Annotated in this window: 25 protein-coding genes, 2 tRNA genes and 1 pseudogene; 23 read left to right on the top strand and 5 right to left on the bottom strand. The window is 59.7% G+C overall.

What is annotated here, in order from left to right:
- Positions 1-12: 12 nt before the first annotated feature.
- The 4 genes from glyA (at position 13) to K3555_RS18595 (ending at position 5,190) form a co-directional block, all read left to right on the top strand.
- The gene (glyA, locus tag K3555_RS18610) at positions 13-1,296 is read left to right on the top strand and encodes a serine hydroxymethyltransferase (protein WP_260006597.1); all 1,284 of its coding nucleotides are present in this window, start codon (positions 13-15) and stop codon (positions 1,294-1,296) included.
- 384 nt (positions 1,297-1,680) lie between these two features.
- Entirely contained in the window at positions 1,681-2,472 is a 792-nt protein-coding gene (locus tag K3555_RS18605; RefSeq protein WP_260006596.1) for a DeoR/GlpR family DNA-binding transcription regulator, read from the top strand.
- A 160-nt stretch (positions 2,473-2,632) separates the two neighbouring features.
- Positions 2,633-4,309 (top strand): Na/Pi cotransporter family protein, encoded by a 1,677-nt coding sequence (locus K3555_RS18600; protein WP_260006595.1) that lies wholly within the window; start codon positions 2,633-2,635, stop codon positions 4,307-4,309.
- Positions 4,310-4,350: 41 nt separating this feature from the next.
- Complete coding sequence (locus K3555_RS18595) at positions 4,351-5,190, top strand: DMT family transporter (protein ID WP_260006594.1); 840 nt, start codon at positions 4,351-4,353, stop codon at positions 5,188-5,190.
- Positions 5,191-5,241: 51 nt separating this feature from the next.
- Here the strand turns inward: K3555_RS18595 and K3555_RS18590 are convergent, their stop codons facing one another.
- The 3 genes from K3555_RS18590 to K3555_RS18580 all read right to left on the bottom strand — a co-directional run bounded on the left by K3555_RS18590 (position 5,242) and on the right by K3555_RS18580 (position 11,336).
- Complete coding sequence (locus tag K3555_RS18590; RefSeq protein ID WP_409201667.1) at positions 5,242-8,028, bottom strand: ATP-binding protein; 2,787 nt, start codon at positions 8,026-8,028, stop codon at positions 5,242-5,244.
- A 405-nt stretch (positions 8,029-8,433) separates the two neighbouring features.
- Positions 8,434-10,782 carry a methyl-accepting chemotaxis protein gene (locus K3555_RS18585; RefSeq protein ID WP_260006592.1) on the bottom strand — a complete coding sequence of 783 codons (2,349 nt, stop codon included), beginning with the start codon at positions 10,780-10,782 and terminating at the stop codon, positions 8,434-8,436.
- Positions 10,783-11,261: 479 nt separating this feature from the next.
- A tRNA-Thr gene (locus K3555_RS18580) sits at positions 11,262-11,336 on the bottom strand.
- An 85-nt stretch (positions 11,337-11,421) separates the two neighbouring features.
- Between K3555_RS18580 and K3555_RS18575 the strand changes: the two genes are divergently transcribed.
- From K3555_RS18575 to hisD, 5 genes are all read left to right on the top strand, one after another.
- Positions 11,422-11,577 (top strand): hypothetical protein, encoded by a 156-nt coding sequence (locus tag K3555_RS18575; protein ID WP_164982766.1) that lies wholly within the window; start codon positions 11,422-11,424, stop codon positions 11,575-11,577.
- Between the two features lie 6 nt (positions 11,578-11,583).
- A complete protein-coding gene (gene murA, locus K3555_RS18570; RefSeq protein WP_260006591.1) occupies positions 11,584-12,852 on the top strand; it encodes a UDP-N-acetylglucosamine 1-carboxyvinyltransferase in 1,269 nt (422 codons plus the stop codon).
- Positions 12,852-13,328 carry a DUF2948 family protein gene (locus K3555_RS18565; RefSeq protein WP_260006590.1) on the top strand — a complete coding sequence of 159 codons (477 nt, stop codon included), beginning with the start codon at positions 12,852-12,854 and terminating at the stop codon, positions 13,326-13,328. Before murA ends, K3555_RS18565 begins: the two co-directional genes overlap by 1 nt.
- 3 nt (positions 13,329-13,331) lie before the next feature.
- The gene (locus tag K3555_RS18560) at positions 13,332-13,844 is read left to right on the top strand and encodes a GNAT family N-acetyltransferase (protein WP_260006589.1); all 513 of its coding nucleotides are present in this window, start codon (positions 13,332-13,334) and stop codon (positions 13,842-13,844) included.
- A gap of 158 nt (positions 13,845-14,002) precedes the next feature.
- Positions 14,003-15,304, top strand: coding sequence for a histidinol dehydrogenase (gene hisD / locus K3555_RS18555; RefSeq protein WP_260006588.1), 1,302 nt, complete (start codon positions 14,003-14,005; stop codon positions 15,302-15,304).
- Positions 15,305-15,547: 243 nt separating this feature from the next.
- On the opposite strand, the gene K3555_RS18550 is transcribed toward hisD, so the two are convergent.
- The gene (locus tag K3555_RS18550) at positions 15,548-16,306 is read right to left on the bottom strand and encodes an SDR family oxidoreductase (RefSeq protein ID WP_260006587.1); all 759 of its coding nucleotides are present in this window, start codon (positions 16,304-16,306) and stop codon (positions 15,548-15,550) included.
- 160 nt (positions 16,307-16,466) lie between these two features.
- Between K3555_RS18550 and K3555_RS18545 the strand changes: the two genes are divergently transcribed.
- The 4 genes from K3555_RS18545 to K3555_RS18530 are packed head-to-tail and all read left to right on the top strand — an operon-like array spanning position 16,467 to position 18,387.
- Positions 16,467-16,946, top strand: coding sequence for a UPF0262 family protein (locus K3555_RS18545; RefSeq protein WP_027256610.1), 480 nt, complete (start codon positions 16,467-16,469; stop codon positions 16,944-16,946).
- Between the two features lie 3 nt (positions 16,947-16,949).
- Positions 16,950-17,408, top strand: a complete 459-nt coding sequence (locus K3555_RS18540; protein ID WP_260006586.1) for a low molecular weight phosphatase family protein — start codon at positions 16,950-16,952, stop codon at positions 17,406-17,408.
- On the top strand, positions 17,405-17,803 hold the full coding sequence (locus tag K3555_RS18535) for a ketosteroid isomerase-related protein (protein WP_260006585.1): 399 nt from the start codon (positions 17,405-17,407) through the stop codon (positions 17,801-17,803). Before K3555_RS18540 ends, K3555_RS18535 begins: the two co-directional genes overlap by 4 nt.
- Positions 17,800-18,387: a GNAT family N-acetyltransferase gene (locus K3555_RS18530; RefSeq protein ID WP_260006584.1), complete on the top strand. Its 588-nt coding sequence runs from the start codon at positions 17,800-17,802 to the stop codon at positions 18,385-18,387. Before K3555_RS18535 ends, K3555_RS18530 begins: the two co-directional genes overlap by 4 nt.
- Before the next feature lie 39 nt (positions 18,388-18,426).
- Here the strand turns inward: K3555_RS18530 and K3555_RS18525 are convergent, their stop codons facing one another.
- Positions 18,427-19,347: a hypothetical protein gene (locus tag K3555_RS18525; protein WP_260006583.1), complete on the bottom strand. Its 921-nt coding sequence runs from the start codon at positions 19,345-19,347 to the stop codon at positions 18,427-18,429.
- A 257-nt stretch (positions 19,348-19,604) separates the two neighbouring features.
- On the opposite strand from K3555_RS18525, the gene K3555_RS18520 reads away from it, so the two are divergent.
- The 10 genes and pseudogenes from K3555_RS18520 (at position 19,605) to K3555_RS18475 (ending at position 26,182) form a co-directional block, all read left to right on the top strand.
- Complete coding sequence (locus K3555_RS18520) at positions 19,605-20,483, top strand: carbon-nitrogen hydrolase family protein (protein ID WP_260006582.1); 879 nt, start codon at positions 19,605-19,607, stop codon at positions 20,481-20,483.
- A gap of 83 nt (positions 20,484-20,566) precedes the next feature.
- Positions 20,567-20,785 (top strand): translation initiation factor IF-1, encoded by a 219-nt coding sequence (gene infA, locus K3555_RS18515; RefSeq protein ID WP_005978431.1) that lies wholly within the window; start codon positions 20,567-20,569, stop codon positions 20,783-20,785.
- Between the two features lie 178 nt (positions 20,786-20,963).
- Positions 20,964-21,545 carry a nucleoside triphosphate pyrophosphatase gene (locus tag K3555_RS18510; protein WP_260006581.1) on the top strand — a complete coding sequence of 194 codons (582 nt, stop codon included), beginning with the start codon at positions 20,964-20,966 and terminating at the stop codon, positions 21,543-21,545.
- The gene (locus tag K3555_RS18505) at positions 21,542-22,564 is read left to right on the top strand and encodes a ribonuclease E/G (protein WP_260006580.1); all 1,023 of its coding nucleotides are present in this window, start codon (positions 21,542-21,544) and stop codon (positions 22,562-22,564) included. The genes K3555_RS18510 and K3555_RS18505 overlap by 4 nt, the downstream gene beginning before the upstream one ends.
- Positions 22,561-22,764, top strand: a complete 204-nt coding sequence (locus K3555_RS18500; protein WP_260006579.1) for a DNA gyrase inhibitor YacG — start codon at positions 22,561-22,563, stop codon at positions 22,762-22,764. Before K3555_RS18505 ends, K3555_RS18500 begins: the two co-directional genes overlap by 4 nt.
- A gap of 81 nt (positions 22,765-22,845) precedes the next feature.
- Positions 22,846-22,920: transfer RNA gene (locus K3555_RS18495), tRNA-Phe, on the top strand.
- A gap of 98 nt (positions 22,921-23,018) precedes the next feature.
- Positions 23,019-24,206 (top strand): site-specific integrase, encoded by a 1,188-nt coding sequence (locus K3555_RS18490; protein WP_260006578.1) that lies wholly within the window; start codon positions 23,019-23,021, stop codon positions 24,204-24,206.
- A gap of 162 nt (positions 24,207-24,368) precedes the next feature.
- Positions 24,369-24,527: pseudogene (locus K3555_RS18485) on the top strand (helix-turn-helix domain-containing protein); the annotation flags it as partial.
- A gap of 211 nt (positions 24,528-24,738) precedes the next feature.
- Positions 24,739-25,749 carry a hypothetical protein gene (locus K3555_RS18480; protein WP_260006577.1) on the top strand — a complete coding sequence of 337 codons (1,011 nt, stop codon included), beginning with the start codon at positions 24,739-24,741 and terminating at the stop codon, positions 25,747-25,749.
- A 67-nt stretch (positions 25,750-25,816) separates the two neighbouring features.
- Positions 25,817-26,182: a hypothetical protein gene (locus K3555_RS18475; protein ID WP_260006576.1), complete on the top strand. Its 366-nt coding sequence runs from the start codon at positions 25,817-25,819 to the stop codon at positions 26,180-26,182.
- Positions 26,183-26,904: the final 722 nt, after the last annotated feature.

The raw sequence follows: 26,904 nt of genomic DNA, 5'->3' as shown, positions 1-26,904 counted from the left end.
CAGGAGCCCCGAATGTCCAAAGATCTCTTTTTCACCCAACCCCTCTCCGAGCGCGATCCTGAGCTTTATGCGTCGATCACCGCCGAGCTGGGCCGCCAGCGCGACGAGATCGAGCTGATCGCCTCCGAGAACATCGTCTCGGCGGCGGTGATGGAAGCGCAAGGCTCTGTGCTGACCAATAAATACGCCGAAGGCTATCCGGGTCGCCGCTATTACGGCGGCTGCCAGTATGTCGACGTCGCTGAAAACCTGGCCATCGACCGCGCCAAGGCGCTGTTCGGCTGCGAATTCGCCAATGTGCAGCCGAACTCCGGCAGCCAGGCGAACCAGGGCGTGTTCCAGGCGCTGATCCAGCCCGGCGACACCATCCTGGGCATGGATCTGGCCTCCGGCGGCCACCTGACCCATGGCGCGCGCCCAAACCAGTCCGGCAAGTGGTTCAACGCGGTGCATTACGGCGTGCGCGAAAGCGACAACCTGATCGACTACGACCAGATCCAGGCGCTGGCCACCGAGCATAGCCCCAAGCTGATCATCGCCGGCGGCTCCGCCATTCCGCGCCAGATCGACTTTGCCAGGTTCCGGGAAATCGCAGACAGCGTCGGCGCCTATTTCATGGTCGACATGGCCCATATCGCGGGCCTGATCGCCGCCGGTGAGCACCCCTCGCCGTTCCCGCATGCGCATGTGGCCACCACCACCACCCACAAGACCCTGCGCGGCCCCCGCGGCGGCATGATCGTGACCAATGACGAAGCGATTGCCAAGAAAGTGAACTCGGCGATCTTCCCCGGCATCCAGGGCGGCCCGCTGATGCATGTGATCGCCGGCAAGGCGGCGGCTTTTGGCGAAGCGCTGAAGCCGGAATTCAAAACCTACCAGAAGCAGGTGCGCGCCAACGCCGCGGCGCTGGCGGACCAGCTGATCAAAGGCGGCCTGGACATCGTCACCGGCGGCACCGACACCCATGTGATGCTGGTCGACCTGCGCCCCAAAGGTGTGACCGGCAACATCGCCGACAAGGCGCTGGGCCGCGCCCATATCACCACCAACAAGAACGGCATCCCGTTCGACCCGGAAAAGCCCACCGTGACGAGCGGTTTGCGTCTGGGCACCCCCGCAGGCACCACCCGCGGCTTCGGCGAGGGCGAGTTCCGCCAGATCGCCGACCTGATCATCGAGGTGATTGACGGGCTGGCGGCCAACGGTGAAGACGGCAACGCCGATGTGGAAGCCGCGGTGCGCGCCAAAGTGGCGGATCTCTGCGCCAGGTTCCCGCTGTATCCGAACCTGTAAGCCTTTGCAGGAGTGAGACCACAAACCGCCGCGGCTCATCAGCCGCGGCGGTTTTCTATTGCGGCAAGGGCAAGGCTCCCGCGCCCCGCAGGTGCATCAAAGATGCCCCGGCACGGGCCTTGGACCCGGCAGCGCCCCTGCCGGGCGCTGCCCGCGCCGTGCACCAGCACGGCGCCATGCCCAACGCTTTCGGGCCTGCCTGTGGCAGGCTGGAAAGGGGCGGGAGCGGCTGGGGACTGGACGCGAAGGTGCCCGTTTGCCGGAGAATGCCCGGAAAAAAGTGGAAAGACCCAGAAATTTGTGGGAAAATGTGGGTTGATCTTGTAAGCCGGAAAAAAGCCATGCCTTATAGCGCCAGGCAGTTAAACGCGAACAGGCTCACTCTTGTCGGACTCACTTTCTCTTTCTCACCGCGAATTGGAGCTGGTGGACGCTTTGCGGCGTTTGGGCGGATCAGCCCGCAGTGCGGAGCTTGCAAAAATGCTGGATGTTTCCGAGGAAACTGTGCGCCGCACCATCAAGGCGCTGAACAAGGCTGGAGCCGTGCAACGGGTGCATGGCGGAGCCTTTCTGGCAGGACCGCAAAGTGCGACCAGCTTCGCCAGGCGGATTTCCGAGAACCAAAAGGAAAAAGCCCGGATCGCGGCCCGGATCGCTGTACATGCCCGTGATGGCATGGCGCTGTTTCTGGATGTTGGCTCTACTACCGCATTTGTTGCCGAGGAACTGCGGCAGAAGACCGGGTTGATCGTGGTCACCAATTCTATCGGAGCTGCGCAGGCGCTGGCAAACCACAATGGCAACAGGGTGCATTTTCTGGGTGGCGAATTGCAAAGCAATGAGCGCGGCACCTTTGGTTTTGTGGCTGAGCAGCAAGTCCGGCGGTTTGCGCTGGATCTGGCAATACTGTCAGCAGATGCATTTTCTGCCAAACAGGGCGTGCTCTATCACAGTGCGGCCGAAGCGCAGCTGGCCGGGGTGGTTGCCGATTGCACAGAGCAGGTGGCCCTGGCCATGGCCCATCCCAAGTTTACCGAAACTGCGCCGCATTGCGGACCCTCTCCGCGCAAGATCAGCCTGCTGTTTACTGACCGCAGACCTGACAAGAAACTCTCTGCAGCGCTGGCAGGCTGGGGGGTGAAAGTGGACGTTGCTCCGGGTGGCAAAGATGACTGACGAACAGCTGACTCTGCCCCTGCGGCTGCCTGGAAAGCAGGCGGCCTGATGGGCGGCCGCTGGAAATGCCCGAAGCAGCGGCCTCAAGAACGGGGTAAGGTTGCATTGATTGCGACTGGGACAGATACACCCCGGCTACAGGCCGCAAACAGGAACTGACATGGCGATTTTGACTTTTTTGATCAGTCTGGCGGGAGCCACGATGCTGCTTCTTTATGCGGTGCGGATGGTGCGCACCGGGATCGAGCGCAGCTATGGCGCCTCGTTCCAGCGGCTGCTGACCGGACGGCAAAGCCATCTGCAGGCGGGCCTGATGGGGCTGATGCTGGCGATCGTACTGCAAAGTTCGGCTGCCGTGGCGCTGCTTACCTCCGGGTTTGCGGCCAGCGGCTATCTGGCCTTTCCCACTGGGCTGGCCATCGTGCTGGGTGGCGATCTGGGCTCGGCGCTGATCATTCAGATCCTCTCCTTTGATCTCGATTGGCTGGTGCCGCTGCTGCTGGCGGCCGGCGGGTATCTGTTCGTCAAAACCGAGGCAAAGAAGGCGCGGCAGCTGGGCAGGATCTTGATGGGGGTCGCCTTCATCCTGATTTCGTTGCGGTTTCTGCGCGAAGCGATGGATCCGATCCGCGACAGCGCCTTTCTGCCGGCGGTTGCGGGCTATCTGGCGCGGGATTACATCACGGCGTTTCTGGTCGGTGGCGCGCTGGCTTTTGTGATGCATTCGTCAGTTGCCGCTATCCTGATGTGCGTGACGCTGGTGCAGATCGGAGCGATCCCCTTTGCCGCTGGCCTTTCACTGGTATTGGGGGCGAATTTCGGTTCTGCCTTCATTCCCGTCTGGCTGAGCCGCGGAATGGATTTGCGGGCACGCCGCATTCCTTATGCCAACCTTGTTTTGCGCGGCACCTGGGCGGTGATCTGCCTGTTCGGTGCCAATCTGGCACTGCGCCAGGGGCTGTTGGGGGATCCGCAAGGCGGCCAGATGCTGGTCAACGCGCATCTGGCCTTCAATGCGTCACTGCTGGTGCTCGCGCTGCCGGTTTGCACACAGTTGGGAGATATCTTTGCCCGGCTGTTCCCCGAACCCGCGCAGACAGAGATGAACCATCCAGGGCGGCCTGTCAGTGCGCTGGAACAGGGCAGCTATGGTTCAGCTGCTGTGTCTGTTTCGAACCTTAAACGCGAACTGCTGCGGATGTCGGACCAGGTCAATGCCATGTTCCGCCCGGTACTGGAATTGTACCAATCGGGTGGCAAGGAGAAAATCAAGACCGTTCAGTCGATGGACGCCGAGGTCAACGCTGGTCTCTCCGGTGTCCGGAAATATGTGGCTGCGATCCCCGAGGATGGCTTTGACAAAGAACAGCTGAAGACGGCCCGCAGCCTGATGGAATACGCGATCCGGCTGGAAACCGCTGGCGATGTGGTGGCCCGTCGTCTGACAGTCCTGGCGGGTGATTTGAACAAAAGGAATCTGAGTTTTTCCAGGGAAGGCTGGATGGAGATCACCCGGATGCATGAGGCAATTCTGGCCAATATGCAGCTGGCCTCCAATGTGCTGATTTCTGATGACTTGGAAAGTGCGCGGCTGTTGAGCCTGGAAAAAACCGAATTGAAGCGGATGGAGCACGACAGCCGGAAACGCCATCTGAAACGGTTGCAAAATGGCGCCCGGGAAAGCTTTGACACCTCCGACATCCATTTGGAAACGCTGCGTGCCTTGCGTGAGTTCAACAGCCACATTGCGGCGGTAGCCTATCCGGTTCTGTACCAGAATGGCCAGCTGCTGGAGACCCGGCTGATCAATGAAATGCTGCCGGAAGACGCCGAGTGACGCTTGAAACCCTGCCGCCTGCCTAAAGACCTGTCCAGAACATGACCCTTTTTATCATCGCTATCATCTTGTCGGCAGCGCTGTTGCATGCTGTGTGGAACGCCATTGTGAAAACGGCTGCGGACCGCACCACCACACTTGGGCTGGTTGCCTTTGGCCAAGTGATCCCCAGTGCCGTGATGATCACAGTCCTGCCGCTGCCTTCTGCTGAAAGCTTTTTCTATATCCTGCTCTCAACGGTGGTTCATTTCGGCTACTACTACATGCTTGGCCGCGCCTATCAGCACGGTGACCTTAGCGTCGTATACCCGATTGCCAGGGGTATCGTGCCGGCGCTTGTCGGCATATGGGCGATGATCTTTGCCGGCGAGGTTTTGCCATTGCAGGCCTGGGGAGGCATTGCGGTGATTGCCCTTGGCATCCAGCTCAGCAGCTGGAAGGCGCTGCGCTCGGGTGTTGGGCGCGCGGCTCTTGGTTTTGCCGCGGGGACCGGTTTTTGCATTTCGATTTATTCATTGGTCGACGGTATCGGCGTGCGTTTGTCCGGTAACACACTCAGCTACTGGGCCTGGGGTGCATTTCTGCACATTTTCATTGCCGGGTTCATCGCCGTGCGCAAGCGCCGCACGCTGGCGGCTTTGCCCAGGCGGACATGGATCCTGGGGATTACCGGAGGGCTGGTATCTATGACGGCCTACGGGCTGGTGCTTTATGCCAAGAACTTTGCCCCGCTGGGTGCTGTTTCTGCGCTGCGGGAAACTTCTGTGATCTTTGCTGCGCTGATCGGATTTTTCTTCCTCAAAGAAGGATACTGGATGCGGCGGCTTGGTTCTGCGGTGTTGATGGCCTGCGGCGTGGCCCTGATCGGAATGGCTGTCTAGTTCCTGTGCGGTTTGATGTGCTGGCGCAGTCAATGGGATTGGGTTGAGACCTCAGGCTCTTGCTTTGGGCTGCTGCTCAAGGGCGGCAGTATCTGTCAGAAATGATGCCAAAGTGTGCAGCAGGACTGCCTTTTTGACCGGCTTGGCCAAAAAGTGATCCATGCCCGCATCCAGGCAGGCTTGCCGGTCGCTGGAAAACGCGTTTGCGGTCAGGGCAATGATTACTGGCTGGGGAAAGGGCAGGTTGCGGATCTCCCGGGTGGCGGCAATGCCGTCCAGCTCGGGCATCGACATATCCATCAGGATAATATCCGGCTGCTGTTCCTTGAACATGTTAACTGCCACGCGGCCATTGCCGGCTTCAGCCAACTCCACCGGCTGACCGCGCAGGAATTTTCGGATCAGCAGCCTGTTGGTCTGGTTGTCTTCAGCCAGCAAAACCTTGCAAGGTCTGATCTGAGGCGCGGTGTCCAGTAAAAACTCTGCAGCCGGGGAGGACGCTTGCTTGGCTGGCGCCATCTGCAGCTCCAGCCGGAAGCAGGAGCCTTCGCCGGGATCTGATTTAACGGAAATACTGCCGCCCATCCGCTTGGCCAGCATGCTGGAAATGGTAAGCCCCAGCCCGGTTCCGCCAAACTCCTTTGTCGTTGCTGCGTCTGCTTGGGTGAAACGGTCAAAGATATGGCGCGCTTGAGATTCGGAAATTCCGATCCCGCTGTCCTCAACTTCAGCGACAAGGCGGCATGGGTTTCCGACTGCATGCGAGACGCGGACGTCAATTCTGCCTTGCGGCGTGAACTTGACAGCATTGCCGATCAGATTAACCAGAATCTGCCGCAAGCGCCCGTCATCTCCATGCAGCCGTTCCGGCAGCCCATCCGCGTAAGAGACCTGCAGCGACAGGCCTTTTTCCAGCGCTTTCGGGCGGAACAGCCCCGCCGCACTGCCAATACAGTCGCGCAGATCGAAGTCCTCTTCGGTTATAGAGAATTTCCCTGCTTCCAGCCGCGACAGGTCAAGGATGTCATTGATGATTTTCAGCAGTGCCTGGGCCGAACTGCGGATGGTTTCCACATTTTGCTGTTCATCCTGCGAAAGCTCCGCCTCTGCCAGCAAATCAGCCATGCCGATGATACCGTTCATCGGAGTGCGGATTTCATGGCTCATGTTGGCCAGGAACTCGGATTTGGCCCGATCGGCCTGTTCAGCCGCAACCTTGGCCTCGGCCAGTTCCCGTTCACGCAATTTGCTATGAGTTATGTCGCGTTCAATGCCGATAATCAGGTCGACTTCGCCATCTTCGCCGGTCACCGGGACGATATTGGTGTCGAACCAGGCTTCTTCCCCTGACTTGGTGTAGGTGAGCACTTCGTTGTGATAGCGGATGCCAAGGTCCTTGTGGCGGTTCATTTCCCGGATCACGCCAAGATCGGTATCCGGGCCGTCCAGCAATTCTGAAGGTGTCCGGCCAATCGCCTCGCTGGCGGCATAGCCTGTGACGCGGGTGAAGGCCTCGTTGACCCAGAGGATCTGCCGCTCAGCATCGGTCAGGATGATACTGTCGGACGCGTGTTTTGCGACCAGCGACAGACGGTGCAGTTCCGCCTGTTGTTTTTGCAATTCGGCGTGGGCGTCCTCCAATGCGCGTTTGCCGTGTTTCAGTTCGCTGTTCCGCTCGGACAGTGTCTGGTTCGCGCGGATCAGTTCTTCGCGAAGATGGACATCCTCCGAAACATTCCAGTTCACACCGATCATCCAGTCGCGGCCTTGCGCATCTGTAAACGGGCTTGCCAGCGCCCGGATATGCTTGAAGGTGCCATCTTCCAGAACAATCCGGAAATCCGAGGCAAAATGTGTCTTGTTCCGTTCTGCTGACTGCAGTGCCTTGGCCACCCGGTCCCGGTCGCCGGGATGCAGCATGGCCATCCATTCGGCCCCCTCCGGCGGCCCGTGCTGCACGGGTACGCAGTAGAGTTCATGCATGCGGCTGTCCCAGCTCACTTCCTGCCTCTCCGAGTCGCATTCCCAAATGCCAACCCGGGATGTTTTGACTGCAATTTCCAACCGCCGCGAGACTGCCTCCAGTTCCGCCTCCCTGTGCCGCAGCTTGCCGATCACGGTTTGCCGTGCAGCAGACAGCCTGCCGGCCAGAAACGTTGGGAAAACGACCAGTGCCGCCGCCGCCAGCAAACCCAGCCTCAGCTTCCACAGGTTGCCAGGAACGCTTTGCCAGCCGCCCTCGGGGCGGGCGGCCAGTTTCCAGGAGCCAACTGGCAGGTTTATGTCCAGCAGAACGGGATCTCCGGTCAGCATGTCCGGCACGCCGAAAAACTGGCGGCCAGAGGGGCCCGTCCCGTCCTGGCCTGTCAGCGCTATCTCCAGGCCGCCCTTGTTTCCGTTGATCCCGGTCTCCGTATAAAGAGTGCCGGTGGCGACCACAGCCGAGAGAATGCCCCAGAACTGCCGGTCAGTCCCTGACCCGGTGAAAATCGGCAGCCGGTAGATGAACCCGGAGCCGCCCTGTACCAGGTTTACCGGCCCGGCCAGCACCATGTCACCGCTATCACGCACCCGGTGCGCCGCCGCCCGCTGCGCGGCATTCTGATTATAGTCCAGCCCAATGACGGGCTCGTTCCCTTTCACCGGGTAAACCAGCGAGACCACCAGGCCGGGTGCTGCAGCGATGTGCCGGATGGCGGTCTTTCCCTCGAGCACCTGTGCGGCCATCCGGCTGAACCGCGCCTGCCCCATGTCCGGTTCGGTGGCCAGCATCGCGGCCAGCCCGCGCAGCCGCTGATAGTCGCCATTGACTTGGCCTTCCAGCCGGGACTTGAGCATCCCTGCCTCTTGCTGGACCCTGGCACGTTCAGACTGGTGGTGGATTGTGGCGTTTTGCTGCTCAGCATAAAACCCCGCTGCACAGACTACCGCCAAGGCAAGCAGGGCGGGCAGGTATGTCCGGTTGCTGAAGGCGCGCAGCCAGCGAGCAGGAAGTTTAGACACGGCCATCTTGCCACCTTTGCATTTGCACGACGCACAGCTGGCATCCGTGTCCTGAATGTATGCCAAGTGTTCGGTTCAGCCCCAATGTCCTCTTAAAGTCTGAAAATAGGGTTTTCACAACACCGGTGCAGGCTGAGCGGCGCTGCGGCGGCCATCGCAGCGGCCGCAGCGGGCCGTTGCGCAACGGGTTTTGCAGTCAGGCTGTTGTCTTTGCCTCAATGTGCCCCGTTCCAGACAGGATCAGAAGTCCTGCCATTTTGCCAAGGCGGCCGAGCCGTCCGTGGCCGGAATGGCGGAATGCGTCTCTGGCAAATCATCCCAGCCAGAGCCATGAGCGGATGGCTGGACTGGTTCCGGCACCTGGCGGGGCGAAGGCGTGTCCATTCCGACATTGAAATTGTCCACCAGTCCGGCCAGCTTGGAGGCGTCACCGTTCAGCAGCTGGCCTGCTGCTGTCATCTGCTCCACCATCGCCGCGTTCTGCTGGGTCACTTGGTCCAGTTGCATCACGCCAGTGTTGATTTCACCAATGCCCGTGGATTGCTCCGCTGCGCCCTCGGCAATTCCCGAGACAAGCCCCGAGATATGGGTGACCTGGGAGACGATGCTGTTCAGCGCCTCGCCGGCCTTGCCGACCAGATCCACGCCCTTAGCCACTTGGTCGCCGGAATTGGAGATCAGCGCCTTGATTTCCATGGCCGCATCCGAGGACCGCTGTGCCAGGGCCCGCACCTCGGAGGCGACAACTGCAAAGCCGCGCCCGGCATCGCCTGCGCGCGCCGCCTCGACGCCTGCATTCAGCGCCAGCAGGTTTGTCTGAAAGGCGATATCGTCGATCACCCCGATGATTTGCGAAATATGGGAGGCCGATGCTTCGATCCCGTTCATCGCAGAAACCGCGTTCCGCACTACTTCACCGCTGGCTTCGGCTTCGTCCCGGGCCTCGTTCATGGCGGTTTCCACCCGGCGTGCGCCATCGGCAGCAGCCTTGACGCTGGCGGTCATTTGGTCCAGCGCTGCAGCGGTCTGCTCCAGCGTGGCGGCCTGGCTTTCGGTGCGCTGCGACAGATCATCCGAGGCTTGGCTGATTTCCGAGGTGCCATTGCGGATGCTGGTGGTGGCTTCCACCACTTCGCGCACCGTATTGTTCAAAGTGTCAGCTGTCTGGTTGAAGTCGAGGCGCAGGCCTTTGTACGCTTCGGGGAAGGGTTCTGTTATCGGGTTCGAAAAGTCCCCGTTTGCCAGATGCTTCAGGCCATTGCGCAGTTCGCCAACCACGAGATCCTGCTGGCGTTGCAATTCAGCCCGTTCATCTTCTGCCGTCCGGGCATTTTGCAAGTCAGTTTTGAAACCTTCGAGGATGCCGGCAATATTGCCGAATTCATCGCCGGTGCCATGACCCGCGACCGGGTGATTGTAATCCTTGGCTGCGATGTGTTCGACACTATCGGACAGGGCCGAAACCTTGCGGGCAATGCTGCGGGCTGCCACCCAGGACAGGAGTGCCACAGCCAGTGCCACGCCAACGGCCTGCAGCATGGCGGCGTTGGATAAACTGTTTTGGGCCGCCAGCGCCTCTGCGCTGTCAACTTCCAGGACAATACCCCAGGTCCGGTCTTCGAGGGCGACGCCCGCAGCCATGGCTTCGACCGGTTGGCCCGCCAGACCCGGAGTGCCCGAAAAACTGCTTTTCCCGCCGCCAAGTGCCGCCGTAATCTGAGGCAAACCGGGCAGATCCGACAATGCCTGATGCCCGTTGCCGCGGTCCGAAGCAGTCAGTGCCACGCCATCGCCGCGCACCAGATAGGCCTGGCCGGTTTCCCCCAGCAGACTGGAGTGGGACAGAAGCTCTGAAATGTCTTCAACCGGGACGCGCAGCACCAGCGCCCCCATCATTGCGCCTTTCTTCAGGATCGGAGCAGAGATGAACATTGCCGGACGGCCGCCATCGGCTTTGTAGTCAGCCATTTCCGACAGGAACACCTGGCCGCGCTCCAGCTCCAGCGCGGCGCGGTATGCCACGCCCAGCCCGCTGTCCCGATACGGTCCATCCAGGTAATTCAGTGCAAAATCATCGTTCTTTTGCACCGCATAGACCATGTTGCCCTGCACATCCAAAAGGTAGGCGTCCAGGAAGCCTTGTTCCTCCAGAAAGGTGACAAACCCAGTGTGATTCATCTTGTGCCGGATGGACCAGGCGGATTTGTCTTTGGCATCGAGAAGTTTGTAGCGTTCGCCTGCAGGGTTGGGGTTGCCGTCTGCATAGGCGGCGCGCAAATGCCCGCTGGGGTCATCGCCCAGAGAATAGAAACCGTTGGAGAAATCCCGCAATGCAGTTTCAACTGCTTTACTGGCAACCAGTGTCCGGGTCTGCGAGCGCAGGTCGGCCACCCAGTTCTCCAATGCTTCTTTGCGCTCTTCCAGCAGCGTCGCATATGCGGCTTCCCGGTTGGCCTTCAGGGCTTGTCCGGCCTCCCAGGCAAAGAAAATGCCAGAGGCGAGGGTCAGAATTATCGTGGGGGCGGCGATAGACAGCGGCAGTTTGCGGCCCAATGGCATATTCGCCCAGAATTTGAACAGTCGAGTCATTGCAGCGTAGTTCCCATCAACATTTGAGTCTGCCGGCAGCCTGGGAGCAGCCGTGAACGGTGCCAGCCGGGTGGCGCCTGATGGAAAACACTTGATGGGATTCATTTCGGCAGCGTTAAATTATGTGCCAAAACCCCCGATTTGCTGCATTTGCCGGGTCAGATGCAGCAAAAAAGCAGATCCATTTTTATCTGTGGCCTTACGAGCCTGTTGCGAATCGCCGGTGCACCGCCGAGCCGTGCCGCCCTCCGGCCGGGGCTTGGGATAGCAGCGAATCCCATGCGCCAGCTTCAGTATCCGCTGCACAGGGCAAATTGCATTCAAGGGTGGTGGGACAGGCGGACTGCGAGTCTGAGGATATGAAAACCCCTGAGCTCACGGTGATTTTGCGTGTTTGCAGCGCTCGTCTTACTGGAGCATGCTGCCGAATAACCGGCGCTATCTGGCCAGTATTCTGAAAACATTCAATTTTTGAAAGATGGTGCTGCTGGAGAGAATTGAACTCTCGACCTCTCCCTTACCAAGGGAGTGCTCTACCTCTGAGCTACAGCAGCGCCGGTGAGGGGGCTTTTAGGCATAAACGCTGAGGGGCGCAAGAGCATTCTGGACGGTTTTTTCCCACTCAGTTACAGAAGTCTTATGGCGGAAAAGAAAACACCGAAAAACGACAGGTCAGCGGCATCGCGCGAAGACCGGCTGAAGGCAGCGCTCAAGGCAAACATGGCCCGGCGCAAGGCTCAGGCCAAGGCGCGGGCGGAAAAGCCGGACCAGGATACGGGCAAAAACGGAGAGTAAGGGCAGATGGATTCGATTCTGGTAACTGGCAACGGCCCGCTGAACGGGCAGATTCCAATCGCAGGGGCCAAAAACGCCTGCCTCACCCTGATGCCTGCGACGCTCCTGAGCGAGGAACCGCTGACGCTGACCAATGCACCGCGGTTGAGCGATATCAAGACAATGACACTGCTCTTGCAGTCACTAGGCGCCGAAGTGTCCAGCCTGCAGGACGGCCAGGTGCTGGCACTGTCGAGCCATGACCTGACCAGCCACGTGGCTGACTATGACATCGTGCGGAAAATGCGCGCCTCCAACCTGGTGCTGGGTCCGATGCTGGCGCGGCTGGGGCAGGCGGTGGTGTCGCTGCCCGGCGGCTGCGCAATCGGCGCCCGGCCGATGGATCTGCACATCCAGGGTCTTGAGGCGCTGGGCGCCGAGATTGAACTGAAGGACGGCTATCTGCACGCCAAGGCCCCGGGGGGGCTGAAAGGTGCTGTGATAGAGCTGAGCTTTGCCTCGGTCGGGGCAACTGAGAACATCATGATGGCAGCCACCCTGGCAAAGGGCACCACCGTCATCAAGAACGCCGCCCGCGAGCCGGAGATCGTCGATCTGGCCGATTGCCTGCGGAAAATGGGCGCACAGATCGACGGCGACGGTACCCCGGACATCACCATTCAGGGCGTCGACCGCCTGCATGGGGCGACTCATCAGGTGGTAACCGACCGGATCGAGCTGGGCACCTATATGCTGGCGCCCGCGATTTGCGGCGGCGAGGTGGAACTGCTGGGCGGCCGCCGCAGCCTGCTGGAAAGCTTCTGCAGCAAACTGGAGACGGCCGGCATCGAGATCACCGAGGGTAAAAACAGCCTGACCGTCAGCCGCAAGAACGGCCGGCTGCGGGCCGTGGATGTGGTGACCGAGCCTTTCCCGGGCTTTCCGACCGACTTGCAAGCACAGATGATGGCACTGATGTGTACTGCTGAAGGCACGTCTGTTCTGGAAGAAAAGATCTTTGAGAACCGCTTTATGCATGCCCCGGAACTCACCCGTATGGGGGCTCAGATCGAAGTGCACGGCGGCCATGCAACCGTGACTGGCGTTGAAATGCTGAAAGGCGCTCCGGTGATGGCAACCGACCTGCGCGCCTCGGTCTCGCTGATTCTTGCCGGCCTGGCGGCGGAAGGCGAAACCAAGGTAAGCCGGGTCTACCACTTGGACCGTGGCTATGAGCATGTGGTGCGCAAACTGTCTGGCCTCGGCGCCAAAATCGAACGGATCAGGGAAGAGTGATGGCGGATGCAAGCTTTGAAGACGGCCGCGAGGCGCCTCTGAATCTGGGCGCACTGGAGGAGGAGGATCTCAAGATCCTGTCCACGCTGGTCCAGGATGCGGTGTTTCCGGTCACCGAAATGAGCTGGCGCGCATCCGAGCGCCGCTTTGCCCTGCTGGTGAACCGTTTCCGCTGGGAAGACCGCGAGGCTGCGGAACGCCGTGGCCAGGCATTTGAGCGGGTGCAGTCGCTGCTGGTGGTGGACAATGTGCTGGCGGTTTCGTCGCAGGGCGTGGACCGCAAGGACAAGGACCTGGTCCTGTCGCTGCTCTCGGTTGATTTCAAGCCGGATGAGGACGGTGCCGGCCATGTATTGCTGACCTTGGCCGGCGACGGCGCGGTGCGCTTGGCGGTCGAGGCGCTGGAGGTGTCGCTGCGGGATGTCACCCGGCCTTACCGCGCACCGTCGGGTCACGCGCCGGATCATGGCGATTGACCCGTGCAGAACAAGCGCGGCATTTCCCAGGCTTTTGCCCGCCCCGCAGCGGAGCTGGTGATCCGCCCTGCCACGGTCTTTGATGTATTTGCCATGAGCCAGGTGCTCATCGCGTCGATCCGCGATCTGTGCCAGGCCGATCACGGCGGCGACGCTGGAAAGATAGCCGATTGGACTGCAAACAAGTCGCCTGCACAGATCCGCAACTGGATTGATGGGCCGGGTCGCTACTGGCTGGCAGAACGGGGCGGCGGACCCGCGGCGGTCGGCGGCTTGGGCCCGGATGGGACGGTCTCCTTGCTTTATGTTTCCCCTGACGCTGTTGGGCAAGGCTCCGGGTCTGGAGTGCTGAGCCACCTTGAAACGGAACTGCGCAGGGCAGGGCATAGCGAAGGGCGGCTGAACGCGACCCGAACAGCGCTGGGCTTTTACAGCAGCAATGGCTGGCAAAGAATTGATGCCGCTCAGGGGGGCTGCGGCACAGCCTGCATCCCGATGCGAAAATCCCTTCTCTGACTGCAGCTGCTTCTTTCTGGTTGCAAATACCCCGGGGTGAATTGGCCATACGGCCAAGAGGGGCAGCGCCCCGTCCTTGCGTCCAATTGCACCGCTCTGCGCCATAGTTCTTGAGGCCGCTCCGGCATAAAGCTATGCGAGGACCAAAGGAGATTCCGATGCCGCAGTTTCTGAACACCGCCGATTCCGATTTCGAACAATCCTTCGCCGTGCTTTTGGGCGCCAAGCGCGAGGATAGCCCGGATGTGGACGCTGTCGTGGCCAGGATCATCGCTGACGTGCGCGACCGCGGCGATATGGCGCTGGTGGAGCTGACAGCGAAGTTTGACCGGATGGAGCTGGAGCCTGCGCAACTGCGGATTACCGATGCAGAGGTGGAGGCGGCCATCGCCACGGTTTCTGCTGAAGAGCGTCAGGCGCTGGAACTGGCGGCCGACCGCATTCGCGCCTATCACATGCGCCAGATGCCGGAAGATGCGCAGTGGACGGACGAGGCCGGTGCAACGCTGGGCTGGCGCTGGTCGGCAGTCTCGGCAGCTGGGCTTTATGTTCCGGGCGGGCTGGCCTCCTATCCGTCTTCGGTGCTGATGAACGCGATCCCGGCCAAGGTTGCAGGGGTGCAGCGGCTGGCGGTCACGGTTCCAACCCCGGACGGGCAGATCAACCCGCTGGTGCTGCTGGCCGCAAAGATTGCAGAGGTGGATGAAATCTACCGGGTCGGCGGCGCGCAGGCGGTGGCGGCGCTGGCCTATGGCACTGAAACTATCGCTCCGGTCGATAAGATCACTGGCCCGGGCAATGCCTTTGTTGCAGCTGCCAAGCGGCGGGTGTTCGGCAAGGTCGGCATCGACATGATCGCCGGGCCATCTGAAATCCTGGTGATTGCGGATAAGGACAACAACCCTGACTGGATCGCGCTGGATCTGATGAGCCAAGCCGAGCATGACGAAAGCGCCCAGTCAATTCTGATCACCGATGACGAAGGATTTGGCTTGGCTGTGGCCGCGGCGGTGGACAAGCGTCTGGAAACGCTGGAACGCCGCGCAATTGCCGGCCTCTCCTGGCGGGATTTCGGTGCGGTGATAACAGTGCGGGACCTGGATGAGGCGGCGGCGCTGTCCAACCGCATTGCACCGGAACATCTGGAATTGTGTGTCGCCGATCCGGTGGCTTTGAGCGAAAAAACCATCCACGCAGGCGCCATCTTCCTGGGTCAATACACGCCCGAAGCCATTGGCGACTACGTCGGCGGCCCGAACCATGTGCTGCCGACTGCGCGTTCGGCCCGGTTTTCCTCCGGATTGTCAGTTCTGGACTTCCTCAAGCGCACGACCCTTAGCCAGATGACATCGGACGCGCTGCGGGCAATTGGCCCGGCAGCCGAGATTCTGGCCACCAGCGAAAGCCTGGAGGCGCATGGGCTGTCGGTCACAGCGCGGCTGAATGCGTTGAACGGTTGAGGCAGAAAGGGGCGCCGCCCCTCTGCGCGAGCCGCGCATTCACCCCGGGATATTTTCCGCCAGATGAAAGGGATCCGCGCCCCGGGCCCGCCGGGGCGCTTCACCTGGCGCGGTCATCGGCGTCCCCGCCTGTACCGCGTGACTAGGGTCGCCAAGTTTGGTTAATGATCCGTTGCTTCATCTGGCCCCAAATATCCCCGCCGGAGGCCGCAAGTCATTTTTCCCGGAAAAATGACGCAGCACTCAATAGTGCGCGGTATAGCCGCCATCCACAGCCAGCACCTGCCCGGTGATGTAGGACGCGGCAGGGGAGGCGAGGAACAGGATGGCGGGCGCCAGTTCCTCAGGCTCGCCCCAGCGGCCGAGCGAGGTGGCATTTTTCAATTTCACTGCAATTTCCGGGTCAGCGGCCGCGGACATGTTGGGGCTGGTTTTGAAGAACCCCGGGGCAATGGCATTCACTGTGATGCCTTTGGGGCCAAGCTCCGCCGCCAGTGCCTTGGTCATGCCGTTGATACCGGCTTTGGCTGTTGTATAGGCCGCATCCCCGGATTGCGCGATGAGGCCGGCAATCGAGGATATGTTGATGATACGGCCATACCCTTTTGGCGCCATTTGGGCGGCGGCCAATTGCGCAAGGCGGAACGGGGCGATCAGATCAACATCCCATAGCGCTTGCAAATCGGATCGCGTGAATTCCGCTAGGCTGCGCCGGTCTCGCTGCCCCACATTATTGACCAGAATGTCGAGACCGCCTTCACCAGCGATGCCTTCGAATGCCGCGGTTGCAGATCCCTCATCTGCCACATCCAGAACCAATGCGCGGGCCTTTCCAGGCATCCGGCTCAAGGCTTCTGCCACCCTCTTTTCATTGCGTCCGTTCACCCAAACCTCGGCCCCGGCTTCAGACAGAAGGCGGGCAGCGGCAAACCCCAGCCCGTCTGTGGACCCGGTCACCAGCGCGCGCTGGCCTTTGAGGGAAAACTGATTAAGCCCTGTCATCATCCTGTCTCCTGTTGCTGGCAAGCTGTTCGTACAGGCGTGGCCTGTCAAGCACTGCCGCAAACCGGCATATCATTGACGCCTGCTGCTGCATTGCCCCAGGCACGCCGGTGCGATAGTCATGGCCGGACGCCTCAGCGCATATTAGAGACAAAGACCCATGAGCCGCATCAGCCATATCGAACTTGACGACCGCAACCTGCCGCCTCCGACGCCTGAGATTGAGCAGGAGCGAAAAGTTGCGATCTATGACCTGATCGAAGACAACAGTTTTGCCTTGCCGCCTCGCGAAGGGTATAACCAGCCCGCCGGCCCCTACCATTTGGGACTGGCAATCCGTGACAAGCGGCTGGTCTTTGATATCAATACGGAAGCGGGCGAGAAAGCAGCAGAGTTCCACCTGTCGCTGTCGCCGTTCCGTCAGGTGGTCAAGGACTACTATCAAATCTGCGAAAGCTACTTCAGCGCGGTGAAAACCATGCCGCCCAGTCAGATCGAGACTATCGACATGGCGCGGCGCGGCATCCACAACGAAGGCAGCCGGGTTCTGCAGGAACGGCTGGAAGGCAAGGCCGAAGTCGATACCGACACCGCCAGACGCCTGTTCACCTTGATCTGCGTCTTGCATTTCGGAGGCTGACGGGTGGAGGAGCTGCCGCAGTCCATTCTGTTCTGTTGCGACCACAATTCGGTCCGCTCTCCGATGGCCGAGGGCATCATGAAGAAATTCTATGGCACCGGCACCTATGTGCAGTCCGCCGGTGTCAAGAACGACATGGAGATCGACGGTTTCGCCATCGCGGTCTGCCAGGAAATTGATGTCGAGCTGTCGCGCCACCGGTCGCGCTCGTTTGACGAGATGGAACGCTGGGGCGATGACCTGTCGTCCTTTGATCTGGTGGTGGCGCTGTCGCCGGCCAGCCAGCGCCGGGCGCTGGAACTTACCCGTTTTTTTCACCTCGATGTCGAATATTGGCCGATTATGGACCCTACCGGGCTCGGCGAGACACGCGCAGCCAAGCTAGATGTCTACCGGCAATCACGGGACCAAATCATCCGGCACTTGAAGAGCCGCTGGGGTGAACCGACGGAGAGAACATGACCGATACCATCGCGCGCTATTTCGCGGCCTTCAACGCAGGCGACACGGACACCATGCTGGACTGCCTGGATGAGCAGATTGCCCACCATGTGAACGAGGGCAAAATCCGGGTAGGCAAAGATAAATTCGCGGAATTCTGCGCCCACATGAGCCACTGCTATAAGGAAGAGCTGACCGACATGGTGATCTTTTCCAACGGCGACGGCACCCGTGCAGCGGCAGAGTTCATTGTCAACGGCACTTATCTGGTGACCGACGAAGGCCTGCCGGAAGCCAAGGGCCAGACCTACCGGCTGCCGGGCGGGTCGTTCTTTGAGCTGAAAGACGGCAAGATTTCCCGCGTCACCACCTATTACAACCTCGCGGACTGGACCGCCCAGGTCTCTGCCGGATGACCATCCGGGTCGAAGCAACAACCGGCGCGGCGCTGGAGGCCGCGCTGGACGATGTGGCACACCTGCGCATCAAGGTCTTCCGCGCCTGGCCGTATCTCTATGACGGCGACTTGGCATATGAGCGGGAATACCTGCAAAACTACCGTGACAGCCCCCGCGCCGTGGTGGTCGGAGCTTTTGACGGTGAAACCCTGGTCGGGGCCTCCACCGGCGCACCGCTGAGCGATCATGCGGATGATTTCGCGGCGGCGTTTGAGGGCACGGGCATTGATCTGAACGGCGTCTTCTACTGCGCCGAATCCGTGCTGCTGCCGGAATGCCGCGGGTCTGGCGTCGGCCACGGGTTCTTTGATGCGCGCGAATCCCATGCCCGCAAGCATGGGTTCAGCAAGATCGCCTTTTGCAGCGTGCAGCGCCCGGCGGACCATCCGCTGCGGCCTGCGGATTACGCGCCGCTGGACCCGTTTTGGCGCAAGCGCGGCTATGCCCCGCTTGAGGGTGCCATCGCGCATTTTTCCTGGAAGGACGTGGATCAGCCCGGGGAAACCAGCAAGCCGCTGCAGTTCTGGATCCGGGATCTGTAAAGGGGTCAGGCGCCCGCGCGGGCGCCTGTTTGCGCTGCTTCAGACGCCTTCAGGCCGCGCTGCCTGCACTTCTTCCAGTGCGATCTTCTGCTGAGTTGCGTACAGCTTCACGGAATCGCGGGCATCGTCGAAGGTGCGCTTGGCTGCAGTGACTGCCTTGCCGGCCGCAACATATTCCTTCTTGTTGTAGTCTTCCTGTTTGAACTGCTTGTAGTTCTCCGCCAGTTCCTTGAACAGTTTGGGCAGGGCGCCTTTCACGTTCTTGGCGTGCGCATCGATCTTGTAGGCCTTGGTCAGATCGCGGATGCCCTTGCCGGCCTGAGCTTCGATCTTGGGGCGGTCGGCGCCTTCCTTGTTATAGGCGCCCTTCCAAGCCTTCTTGATCGCTTCCAGCTTGTCCAGCGCGGCGTTCACATCCTTGGAGATATCCAGGCAAGCGGCTTCGATCTTCTTGCCGCGCACCTCAGCTGCCTTGATCTCCTTAAGGATCAGCTTGCGGGTATCTTCATGCTCCTTCTTGAGCTTTTCCAGATGCTTGTCGGTTTCTTCATTTTCCTTCTCGACCTTCAGCTGCTGCGCCATCTGCTTTTGCTTGATCTTGTCCGCATTGCGGGCCAGCTCTGCTGCCGCATCCTCTCGCTTTTCGATCAGCTTGGCATAGGCCAGGCACAGGTCCCGGCTGTGCGATTGCAGCTTGCCGCATTTGCCGCGTGCCTTCAGCATCGCATTGGCCAGCATGCTGAACGCCTGCACGATGTCAGGCATCTGGTCCAGATCTGCCTTGGACGGATCGCCCGACGGCGGCACCCCCATTTCCTCCAGCAGATCCATATATTTGCCCACGCCACTGCCCTTGCAGGCGCCGGCCCGGTATTCGCGCCAGAATTTGGTGCGGAAGCCTTTTTTGGGAAGATCGGCAATGACGCCTTTCAGATTCCTGTCATCAAGTTTGGTCGCCAAGGGAGTGGTCCTTTTTCAAATCAACAAATGAGTGTCTGCGCCCGAGAATGGCCAAATAGCCGCGCAACACCAAGATGGAACGCTGGATGCAGCTGTTTCCGTTGCAAAAATGCGCATCCTTTTCGAACTATTATTGCGGATCGGTCCGGCGGCAACTGCACTCTGTATACCGCCCCGTCTTGCGCCGGGCGCCTTTGCAGGGCAATCCTGCCGCAAGGCCGCACCGGGATGCGGCTGCCGGCCGCCGGAGAGACCGCATGAAAATCGCTACCGCCGCCTATCCGCTCGACTGGCTCGACAGCTGGGCACAGTATGAGGACAAGCTGGCCGCCTGGGTGGCAGAGGCTGCCGGAAACGGCGCCGATTTGCTGGTATTCCCGGAATACGGCGCGATGGAGCTGTCAACGCTGGACGGCGCGGCGGTTGCCGCCGATCTGGAGCAGTCGATCCATTCGGTGTCGGAAAAGATGGAGGATGCTGCCGCGCTGCATCTGCGGCTCTCCGCCGAACACGGGGTGCATATCCTGGGCGCCTCTGCCCCGGTGAACAGCGGGCTGGACAGGCCGGTAAACCGGGCAGAGCTGTATACGCCCGCGGGCAAACGGGATCATCAGGACAAGCAGATCATGACCCGGTTCGAGCGCGAGGACTGGGGCATAATGGGCGGCGGGCCGCTCAAGATTTTCGATACCGCTCTGGGCAGAATCGGGGTGCTGATCTGCTATGACAGCGAATTCCCGCTGCTGGGGCGTGCGCTGGCGGAAACGGATGTGATTCTCGTTCCTTCCTGCACCGAGGCGCTGGCCGGATACTGGCGGGTGCGCATCGGTGCCATGTCGCGGGCGCTGGAAAACCAATGCGTGACCGCCATGGCATCCATCGTCGGCGCCAACGAGTGGTCCGAAGCGGTGGACCTGAACACCGGTACCGGCGGCATTTTCGGCCCGCCGGACAAGGGCTTCCCCGGAACCGGCGTTCTGGCCGAGGGCACACTGAACCAGCCGGGCTGGACCTACGGCGAGGCCGACCTGGAGGCCATCGCCCATGTGCGGGCAGCTGGCGGGGTGCTGAACCGGCTGCATTGGGAAGAACAAATGCCGCGGGTGAAATCGGTCACAAAGGCCGCTCTTTGCTGATTGAGCCCTTGAAATATTGGAAAAATGACCCCATTTAGGCGCACGTCCCGCAGTTTGCGGGCTAACCCAATGATGGAGACAACATGGCCAAGGAAGATACGCTCGAATTTCCCGGTGTCGTGAAGGAACTCCTGCCTAACGCGACGTTTCGGGTCGAGCTTGAGAACGGCCATGAGATCATCGCGCATACGGCAGGCAAGATGCGCAAAAACCGCATCCGTGTTCTGGCAGGCGACAAGGTCCAGGTGGAAATGACCCCCTATGACCTGACCAAGGGCCGGATCAACTATCGCTTCAAGTAAGCTGTTGATCTGGAAGAAATATCAAGGCCCGGCATTCTGCCGGGCTTTTGTTTTGAAGCGGCCCTGGGGGCCGCTGCCTCCGGCGGGGATATTTCGGGCAAGAGGAAAAGACCCGGCCTGCTTTCCCGCTGAGGGAATTCGCCTTATGACAGGCGCAAAGAGGTAAGAGGGCCACGGCATGGCATTTATCCTGGGATCGGGCAGCCCGAGGCGGCTGCAATTGCTGGCGCAGCTTGGCGTGCATCCGGACGAGGTGCGCCCGCCGGAAATTGACGAAACACCGCAGAAGGGCGAGCTGCCGCGCGCCTATTGCACCCGGGTGACTCGGGAAAAAACCCAAGCTGTCCCCGCGGGGACAGAGGATATTGTTCTTTGTGCCGACACCACCGTCGCATTAGGCCGGCGCATACTGGGTAAGCCGCGCGATGCAGGTGAGGCAGCAGGGTTCCTGCTGGCCCTGTCAGGCCGCCGCCACCGGGTGATCACCGCCGTTGCTGTGCGCCGCGGCGGCCATGTCTGGGAGAAGGACGTGGTCAGCCAGGTGAAGATGAAAAACCTCTCCGACGAGGAGTTGAACGCGTATCTCGCCACAGGCGACTGGAAAGGCAAGGCCGGCGCCTATGCCATCCAGGGACCGGCGGGAGCCTTCATTCCATGGATCAGCGGCTCCTTCACCGGGATTGTCGGGTTGCCGTTGTCCGAGACTGCCAATCTTTTGCGCGCCGCCGGGCTGCCGCTGTACCAGGAGGCCGCCGCATGAAAGGCCGCACCATCATTCTCGACCACATCCAGGACCGTGAAGCCGCAGCACTGATGGTGGACGGCAAACTGGAGGACTTCCTGGCCGAAAGCGACGCCCCCGCGCCCGGCACCATCTACCGCGCCCGCGCCGACCGGCCGGTCAAGGGGCAGGGCGGCATGTTCCTGACCACGCCTGACGGCCCGGCCTTCCTGCGCCAGGTCAAAGGACTGGCGCCTGGCCAGATGATCCTGGTGCAGGTCTCCGGCTATGCCGAATCGGGCAAGGCCATTCCGGTAACACAGAAGCTGCTGTGCAAGAGCCGCTATGCCATTGTCACGCCGGAGGCACCGGGTCTGAACATCTCGCGCAGCATCCGCGACGAGGACGAGCGCGACCGGCTGCTGGAGATTGCACATGAGGAAATGGGCGAGTCGGGTTACGGCCTGATCCTGCGCTCTGCCTGCGCCGGCGCGGACAGCGAAGAGATCGCCGAAGACGTTGCTGCCATGGCGGCGCTGGCGGCGCAGGTAATGCAGGATGAAGGTTCCGAGCCGGAGGTATTGGCCGAAGGTGACACCCCCCATCTGCTGGCCTGGCGGGACTGGGTGGAGCCTGCTGATGTTGAGCGCGAACCCGGCGGGTTCGAACGCCTGGGCGTACTGGATGCGCTGGACATTGCACAGGGTATCCGCGAGCCGCTGCCGGGCGGCGCCTTCCTGTTCATCGAGCCGACCCGCGCCCTGGTGGCGGTGGATGTGAACACCGGCTCGGACACTTCGCTTGCGTCGGGGGTTAAGGCCAATATGGCGGCCGCCAAAGCCCTGCCCCGGGCCTTGCGGGTGCGCGGTCTGGGCGGCCAGATCATCCTGGACCTGGCCCCGATGCCCAAGAAGGACCGGCGCGGCTTTGAAACCGCGCTGCGGGCCGCCTTCCGGGCCGATTCCGAGGAAACGGTTCTGGCCGGCTGGACCAACCTCGGCCATTTTGAGTTGCAGCGAAAGCGCGGCCGCATTGCCCTGAATGAGGTGCTGAAATGAGCTGCCCGATCTGCGGCGGGGAAACGCAAAAGACACACCGGCCTTTCTGTTGCAAGCGCTGTGCTGATATCGACCTCGGGAAATGGCTGACCGGTGCCTATTCAGTGCCCAGCCAGGACCTGGAAGACATTGAAAACGCTCTGGAAGAAGCTGGCCGCGTGCAGGCGCCGGAAAAAAATCCGCAGCAAACCCGCCATTAGTGTTTTTCTTTGCAAAACCCTCTGGACACCGCCGCGCGCCCGGCATAGAAGGCCCTCACCCAAGGCGGACAGCCTTCCGGTGCCCGGGTAGCTCAGGGGTAGAGCAGTGGATTGAAAATCCTCGTGTCGGTGGTTCGATTCCGCCCCCGGGCACCATAACATCCTGATATGACTGAAGAATTTCGGCCGTTGATGATCATCGGAGCCGACTCTAAAAGTTATACACGGTTATACACTTCTCATATGGGCTCGGTTTGGCCAAAGATTCCGAAAATCGAATTACAACGATCAAACACCTCCGGAAGGGGCTGGCGATCTACAAGACAGGTCGCACCCCTTACTACTACATCCGCTTCAGAGACCCCCTGGCAGGGAAATATGTCCACCGGTCGTCCAAGGAGACATCGAGGCTGGATGCGATTGAAGTGGCCTATGAGTTTGCCGACTCATACCGCAGCAAGGCCAACAGCGACCATGCTCAGAAGAAAGCCACCAGCTTCGAACACTATGCCAAGAAGCTGATGGGCATTCAGAAGGGCAAGTCCAAGTGGTCGGACGGCGACAATAAGCTGCTGAACCGGTCTAAGGACGGCCTGATATGCTATTTCGGTAAGTATGACGTCACGAAGATCACCACCGGCAAGGTTCGGGATTACCTGATTCATCTGGACGAGAACCGGCCAAAGCGGCTGGCAGAATCGACCAAGGCCAAACACACCATCATCATCCGTAAGGTCCTGACCCTGGCGGTGGAAGACGGCATCCTGAACGTCCTGCCGGTGATGCCGAAGCAGAAGACCGTGGACACGCCCCGCCACACCTTCACGGACGACGAATACAAACGGTTCATGAAGGCTGCCGGTGAGTGTGCCAAACGTGGGGATGTGGTCCGTGGCGTTCAGATCACCGGTCACCATGCAAAGATGTTCCGCTTTGTCGTCCACACGTTCCTTCGTCCTACTGAGGGCGAGCTGTTCGGACTGAAGCACAAGGATATTCAGGTCAAAGGCGACCCGCCGCATCTGGAAATGAACGTTCGCGGCGGCAAGACCGGCGGACGCACTAGCGTGACCATGCCGCTGGCTGTTCCCCTCTATCAGGGGACATTGAACCCGTTCGACGAGAGCAGTCCGGATCGGAACAACTATGTGTGGATGCCGGAATATTCCAACCGCAGGACAGCCATCAACACGGCCCGGCGTCTGTTCAATCACATCCTGGAGAAGGCTGAGCTGCTGGATGAGGACAGGAAGCTGTCTCCATACTCCCTCCGGCACTACGCCATCCAGGCACGCCTCAGGGGCTCTCAGGGGAAGGTGAACCTTTACACCCTAGCCAAGAATGCTGGCACCTCTGTGGACCAGCTAGAGCGCTTCTACCTAAAGAACATGGCTCCGACGAAAGAGCTGATCGAGAACCTGCAGACCCGTGGCGATGACTAGAGGGACATCCGACAGCTGTCTAAATGTGTTTTTGGGAATATCTGTAATCGCCGGGCGTAATCTCCCCAAAACCGCCGTTTGAAAAATCCCCAGCCATGAGCGGCAGGGCCAATTCCGAACCTCAAATATTCGGAACTGGCGCTGCCGCGGGACACAGGCCTGATGTTTCAAATAGAGGGTGACAGGGGCAGGCATGTGAAGGGATTGAGGGAGATCGTTTTGATCCATGATCTGAAGAAACAGGGGCTCAGCATTTCCGCGATTGCGCGGAAAGTTGGCTGTGACCGCAAGACAGTGCGCAAGCATCTGGAACACGGCCTCTTAGGACAACCTTCTTGGTTGGTATTTTGATGGATCTTTGGTGAAAATGCACTAAGTAATACTACGGCAGCTTGCATGGAAAGTTTAGTGTGAGGCGTTTTCCGGAATGGGAATTTGCTTATCGGTTGCTTGGCGCACTTAGTGTTGCAGGGTTCAGCTAACTGCCTATTTACCAGTAACCGCTTGATATGATTGTCATTGGTGAGGGAGTATGTGGAAAATTTTCGTCGAGTTAACTTACAAAATTGCTAGGCGATTACCATGGGCGCGCAAAGTTATTGCATTTCTTAAGTCCTCATATCGGGCTGCCCTCAACTTAGTTGCACGAAATCCAATTTTGTTGATCCCGATTTTTATGTTGGTTGCTGTATTTGTTTATCGAAATCCTGAGCTTTTGCCGAGCCCTCTGAAGCCAGATCACTCCTGCCAGAACATAGCAGTTGGTGATACTGAAGCATTTGCTGGGGAAAATGGTGACACTCTGGAATTTGGCAAGTCCCGAGATTGCAAACAAGACGCCGTGATTGCTGTTGAGTTTGTAAACTTGGGGCGTGCTGTCGACCTAGATCTCAACTCAACAAAATTACTTGTTTCTTCCAACATGTTGATCGATGGAGATGTCTCATCCCCTTCCGCAAGGAGTAGATGGCATGAGTTTTCGGTTTTTGCTGAGGCAAATCAATTTCTTTGGGAGGATTTGGGTAGCAGGAAGCAGATATTTAAGAAAGACGGATGTGGTTTTGAAGAGAAAATTGGAAATTTTCACGATACTGAGTATCGATCCGGTGTCTCCATATACAGCGGTCCGCGGGCCGACGGAAACATGGTCCCAGAGCAATGGAACTACTGCAATCATGGCACGCCAACGAGCCCTGGGTTCGAAAATTGCAGATGGATGAAAATCGAAATATTTGTACCGCTTCCAGAATTGTCGCAGGCTTGCACCAGTCGGTCTTTGGCTGAGCGCTGGAAGAACTCCGGAGTAATCGAGAGGCTGTTCTTGGGGGAGGTTGAACACAGCTACCTCAGATTGCTTGCAAAGAATAGGTGGGCGAATTCCGAAGATGATCGAGAACATGTCGATCCAGGGGCTTTTAGCAGGCTGGTTGTGGGGACGCCAAAGCTCTGCTGGAGAAACGTCAATCTCGATGGCTCTCCGCGCGGTGGGCGCAGCGAATGGACAGTATTTGGGCACATTACCAAGGCATACTGTGATTTTTAGTTGATGTAAGCGTGTTGTCTCTGGCGGGCAACCAGGGGACGCCGTTGGGGTAGCAAAGGAGACCCCAATGGCACTTGAGAAACAGTTCAAACTTGAAGCCGCCGAGAAGCCGAAGGCAAGTCAGCCGTCGAGCCAACGCCGTCAGAAATTCATCACTGCCGTCGACAAGCAGTTGGCGGGTATGCCGGATGGTGATGCCAGCACGATCAAAAGCACTTGGGTGTGGAAATCGGATCAGGGCGATTGGTTCATCTCGCCCCGTTACGGGAAGGCTCCGCTTGAGCTGGCCCCCGGCCTGAACGCCATCAAATGCACAGATGCCAAGGATGTGGCCGACAACCTTCTGAAGTTGAAGACGCTCGCCAGCGAAGGCAAGCTGGATGAGGTGCTGGAAGGGGCCGCCTCGGCCATCCGCAGCCGCTTCGGCAAATGAGATGGCAGGCGGGCTGCAGAGCCAGTTTGGCCAAAGGCCGAACTCGAAACTCAGCCCGCCCGGCCCAACCAGCCAGTAATTCCTATGACACTTGCGAAGCACTTCACGAAGTGAAGCCATAGCCAATCTTTGGCCATTCGCTTGATCACTCCGTGATCAAGAACTGCGTTTGTATCTGTTTGGTATTATTGGGTTTTGGACATACTTCTCCTATCCGTTGAGGAGAAGCCTGTGAGACCCGAAGGTCTGACAAACCATCCACACACGATTGCTTTCCAAAGCGCGGCTGGCGGTTATCCGGTCTCAGCCTACGTGCTGCTTAAACAGCGGACCGATGTGCTAGCTTTACGTGGACGGCAGTTCGGCTAGCTCGGCGACGGCACTTCCCCGTCTCGTGATGACAATTATTTTGCTCTGGCTCTCTGATGGGGGCTTTCATCCTTCCCCCGCTTTCGCTGTCTCCTAACCCTACTTTTCGATGACGTCATGTCTGCCGACCTACTCAATTCGGTTCTGCACCACTGGCGGAGATTGCCGTGACCCTACTGGGTCCGATTGCATGACGCTTCGGGCTGTCTATGTGTGTGTTTGTATCGCGTTCTTGATACGAGAGAGCTGCGAGCTGTGTTCAATATGGCTGTGTGTACGAAGTGTTTTCTGTGTGTGGGGTTATTTATACGTTGAGACCCAAGAGTTTTCTGAGATTTTTGGCGGTTTGGCAA

The organism is Leisingera sp. M527, from assembly GCF_025141525.1.
Lineage (GTDB): Bacteria > Pseudomonadota > Alphaproteobacteria > Rhodobacterales > Rhodobacteraceae > Leisingera.
This window is presented reverse-complemented; position numbering and strand designations above follow the sequence as displayed.

What these genes read in the sequence shown, in the direction of transcription:
- glyA (WP_260006597.1), top strand. Translation starts at nt 13, where the DNA reads ATGTCCAAAGATCTCTTTTTCACCCAACCCCTCTCCGAGCGCGATCCT.
- K3555_RS18500 (WP_260006579.1), top strand. Translation starts at nt 22,561, where the DNA reads ATGAGCTGCCCGATCTGCGGCGGGGAAACGCAAAAGACACACCGGCCT.
- K3555_RS18595 (WP_260006594.1), top strand. Translation starts at nt 4,351, where the DNA reads ATGACCCTTTTTATCATCGCTATCATCTTGTCGGCAGCGCTGTTGCAT.
- K3555_RS18585 (WP_260006592.1), bottom strand. Translation starts at nt 10,782, where the DNA reads ATGACTCGACTGTTCAAATTCTGGGCGAATATGCCATTGGGCCGCAAA.
- K3555_RS18505 (WP_260006580.1), top strand. Translation starts at nt 21,542, where the DNA reads ATGAAAGGCCGCACCATCATTCTCGACCACATCCAGGACCGTGAAGCC.
- K3555_RS18520 (WP_260006582.1), top strand. Translation starts at nt 19,605, where the DNA reads ATGAAAATCGCTACCGCCGCCTATCCGCTCGACTGGCTCGACAGCTGG.
- K3555_RS18600 (WP_260006595.1), top strand. Translation starts at nt 2,633, where the DNA reads ATGGCGATTTTGACTTTTTTGATCAGTCTGGCGGGAGCCACGATGCTG.
- infA (WP_005978431.1), top strand. Translation starts at nt 20,567, where the DNA reads ATGGCCAAGGAAGATACGCTCGAATTTCCCGGTGTCGTGAAGGAACTC.
- K3555_RS18565 (WP_260006590.1), top strand. Translation starts at nt 12,852, where the DNA reads ATGGCGGATGCAAGCTTTGAAGACGGCCGCGAGGCGCCTCTGAATCTG.
- K3555_RS18575 (WP_164982766.1), top strand. Translation starts at nt 11,422, where the DNA reads ATGGCGGAAAAGAAAACACCGAAAAACGACAGGTCAGCGGCATCGCGC.
- murA (WP_260006591.1), top strand. Translation starts at nt 11,584, where the DNA reads ATGGATTCGATTCTGGTAACTGGCAACGGCCCGCTGAACGGGCAGATT.
- K3555_RS18590 (WP_409201667.1), bottom strand. Translation starts at nt 8,028, where the DNA reads ATGCTCAAGTCCCGGCTGGAAGGCCAAGTCAATGGCGACTATCAGCGG.
- K3555_RS18480 (WP_260006577.1), top strand. Translation starts at nt 24,739, where the DNA reads ATGTGGAAAATTTTCGTCGAGTTAACTTACAAAATTGCTAGGCGATTA.
- hisD (WP_260006588.1), top strand. Translation starts at nt 14,003, where the DNA reads ATGCCGCAGTTTCTGAACACCGCCGATTCCGATTTCGAACAATCCTTC.
- K3555_RS18550 (WP_260006587.1), bottom strand. Translation starts at nt 16,306, where the DNA reads ATGACAGGGCTTAATCAGTTTTCCCTCAAAGGCCAGCGCGCGCTGGTG.
- K3555_RS18545 (WP_027256610.1), top strand. Translation starts at nt 16,467, where the DNA reads ATGAGCCGCATCAGCCATATCGAACTTGACGACCGCAACCTGCCGCCT.
- K3555_RS18530 (WP_260006584.1), top strand. Translation starts at nt 17,800, where the DNA reads ATGACCATCCGGGTCGAAGCAACAACCGGCGCGGCGCTGGAGGCCGCG.
- K3555_RS18510 (WP_260006581.1), top strand. Translation starts at nt 20,964, where the DNA reads ATGGCATTTATCCTGGGATCGGGCAGCCCGAGGCGGCTGCAATTGCTG.
- K3555_RS18535 (WP_260006585.1), top strand. Translation starts at nt 17,405, where the DNA reads ATGACCGATACCATCGCGCGCTATTTCGCGGCCTTCAACGCAGGCGAC.
- K3555_RS18475 (WP_260006576.1), top strand. Translation starts at nt 25,817, where the DNA reads ATGGCACTTGAGAAACAGTTCAAACTTGAAGCCGCCGAGAAGCCGAAG.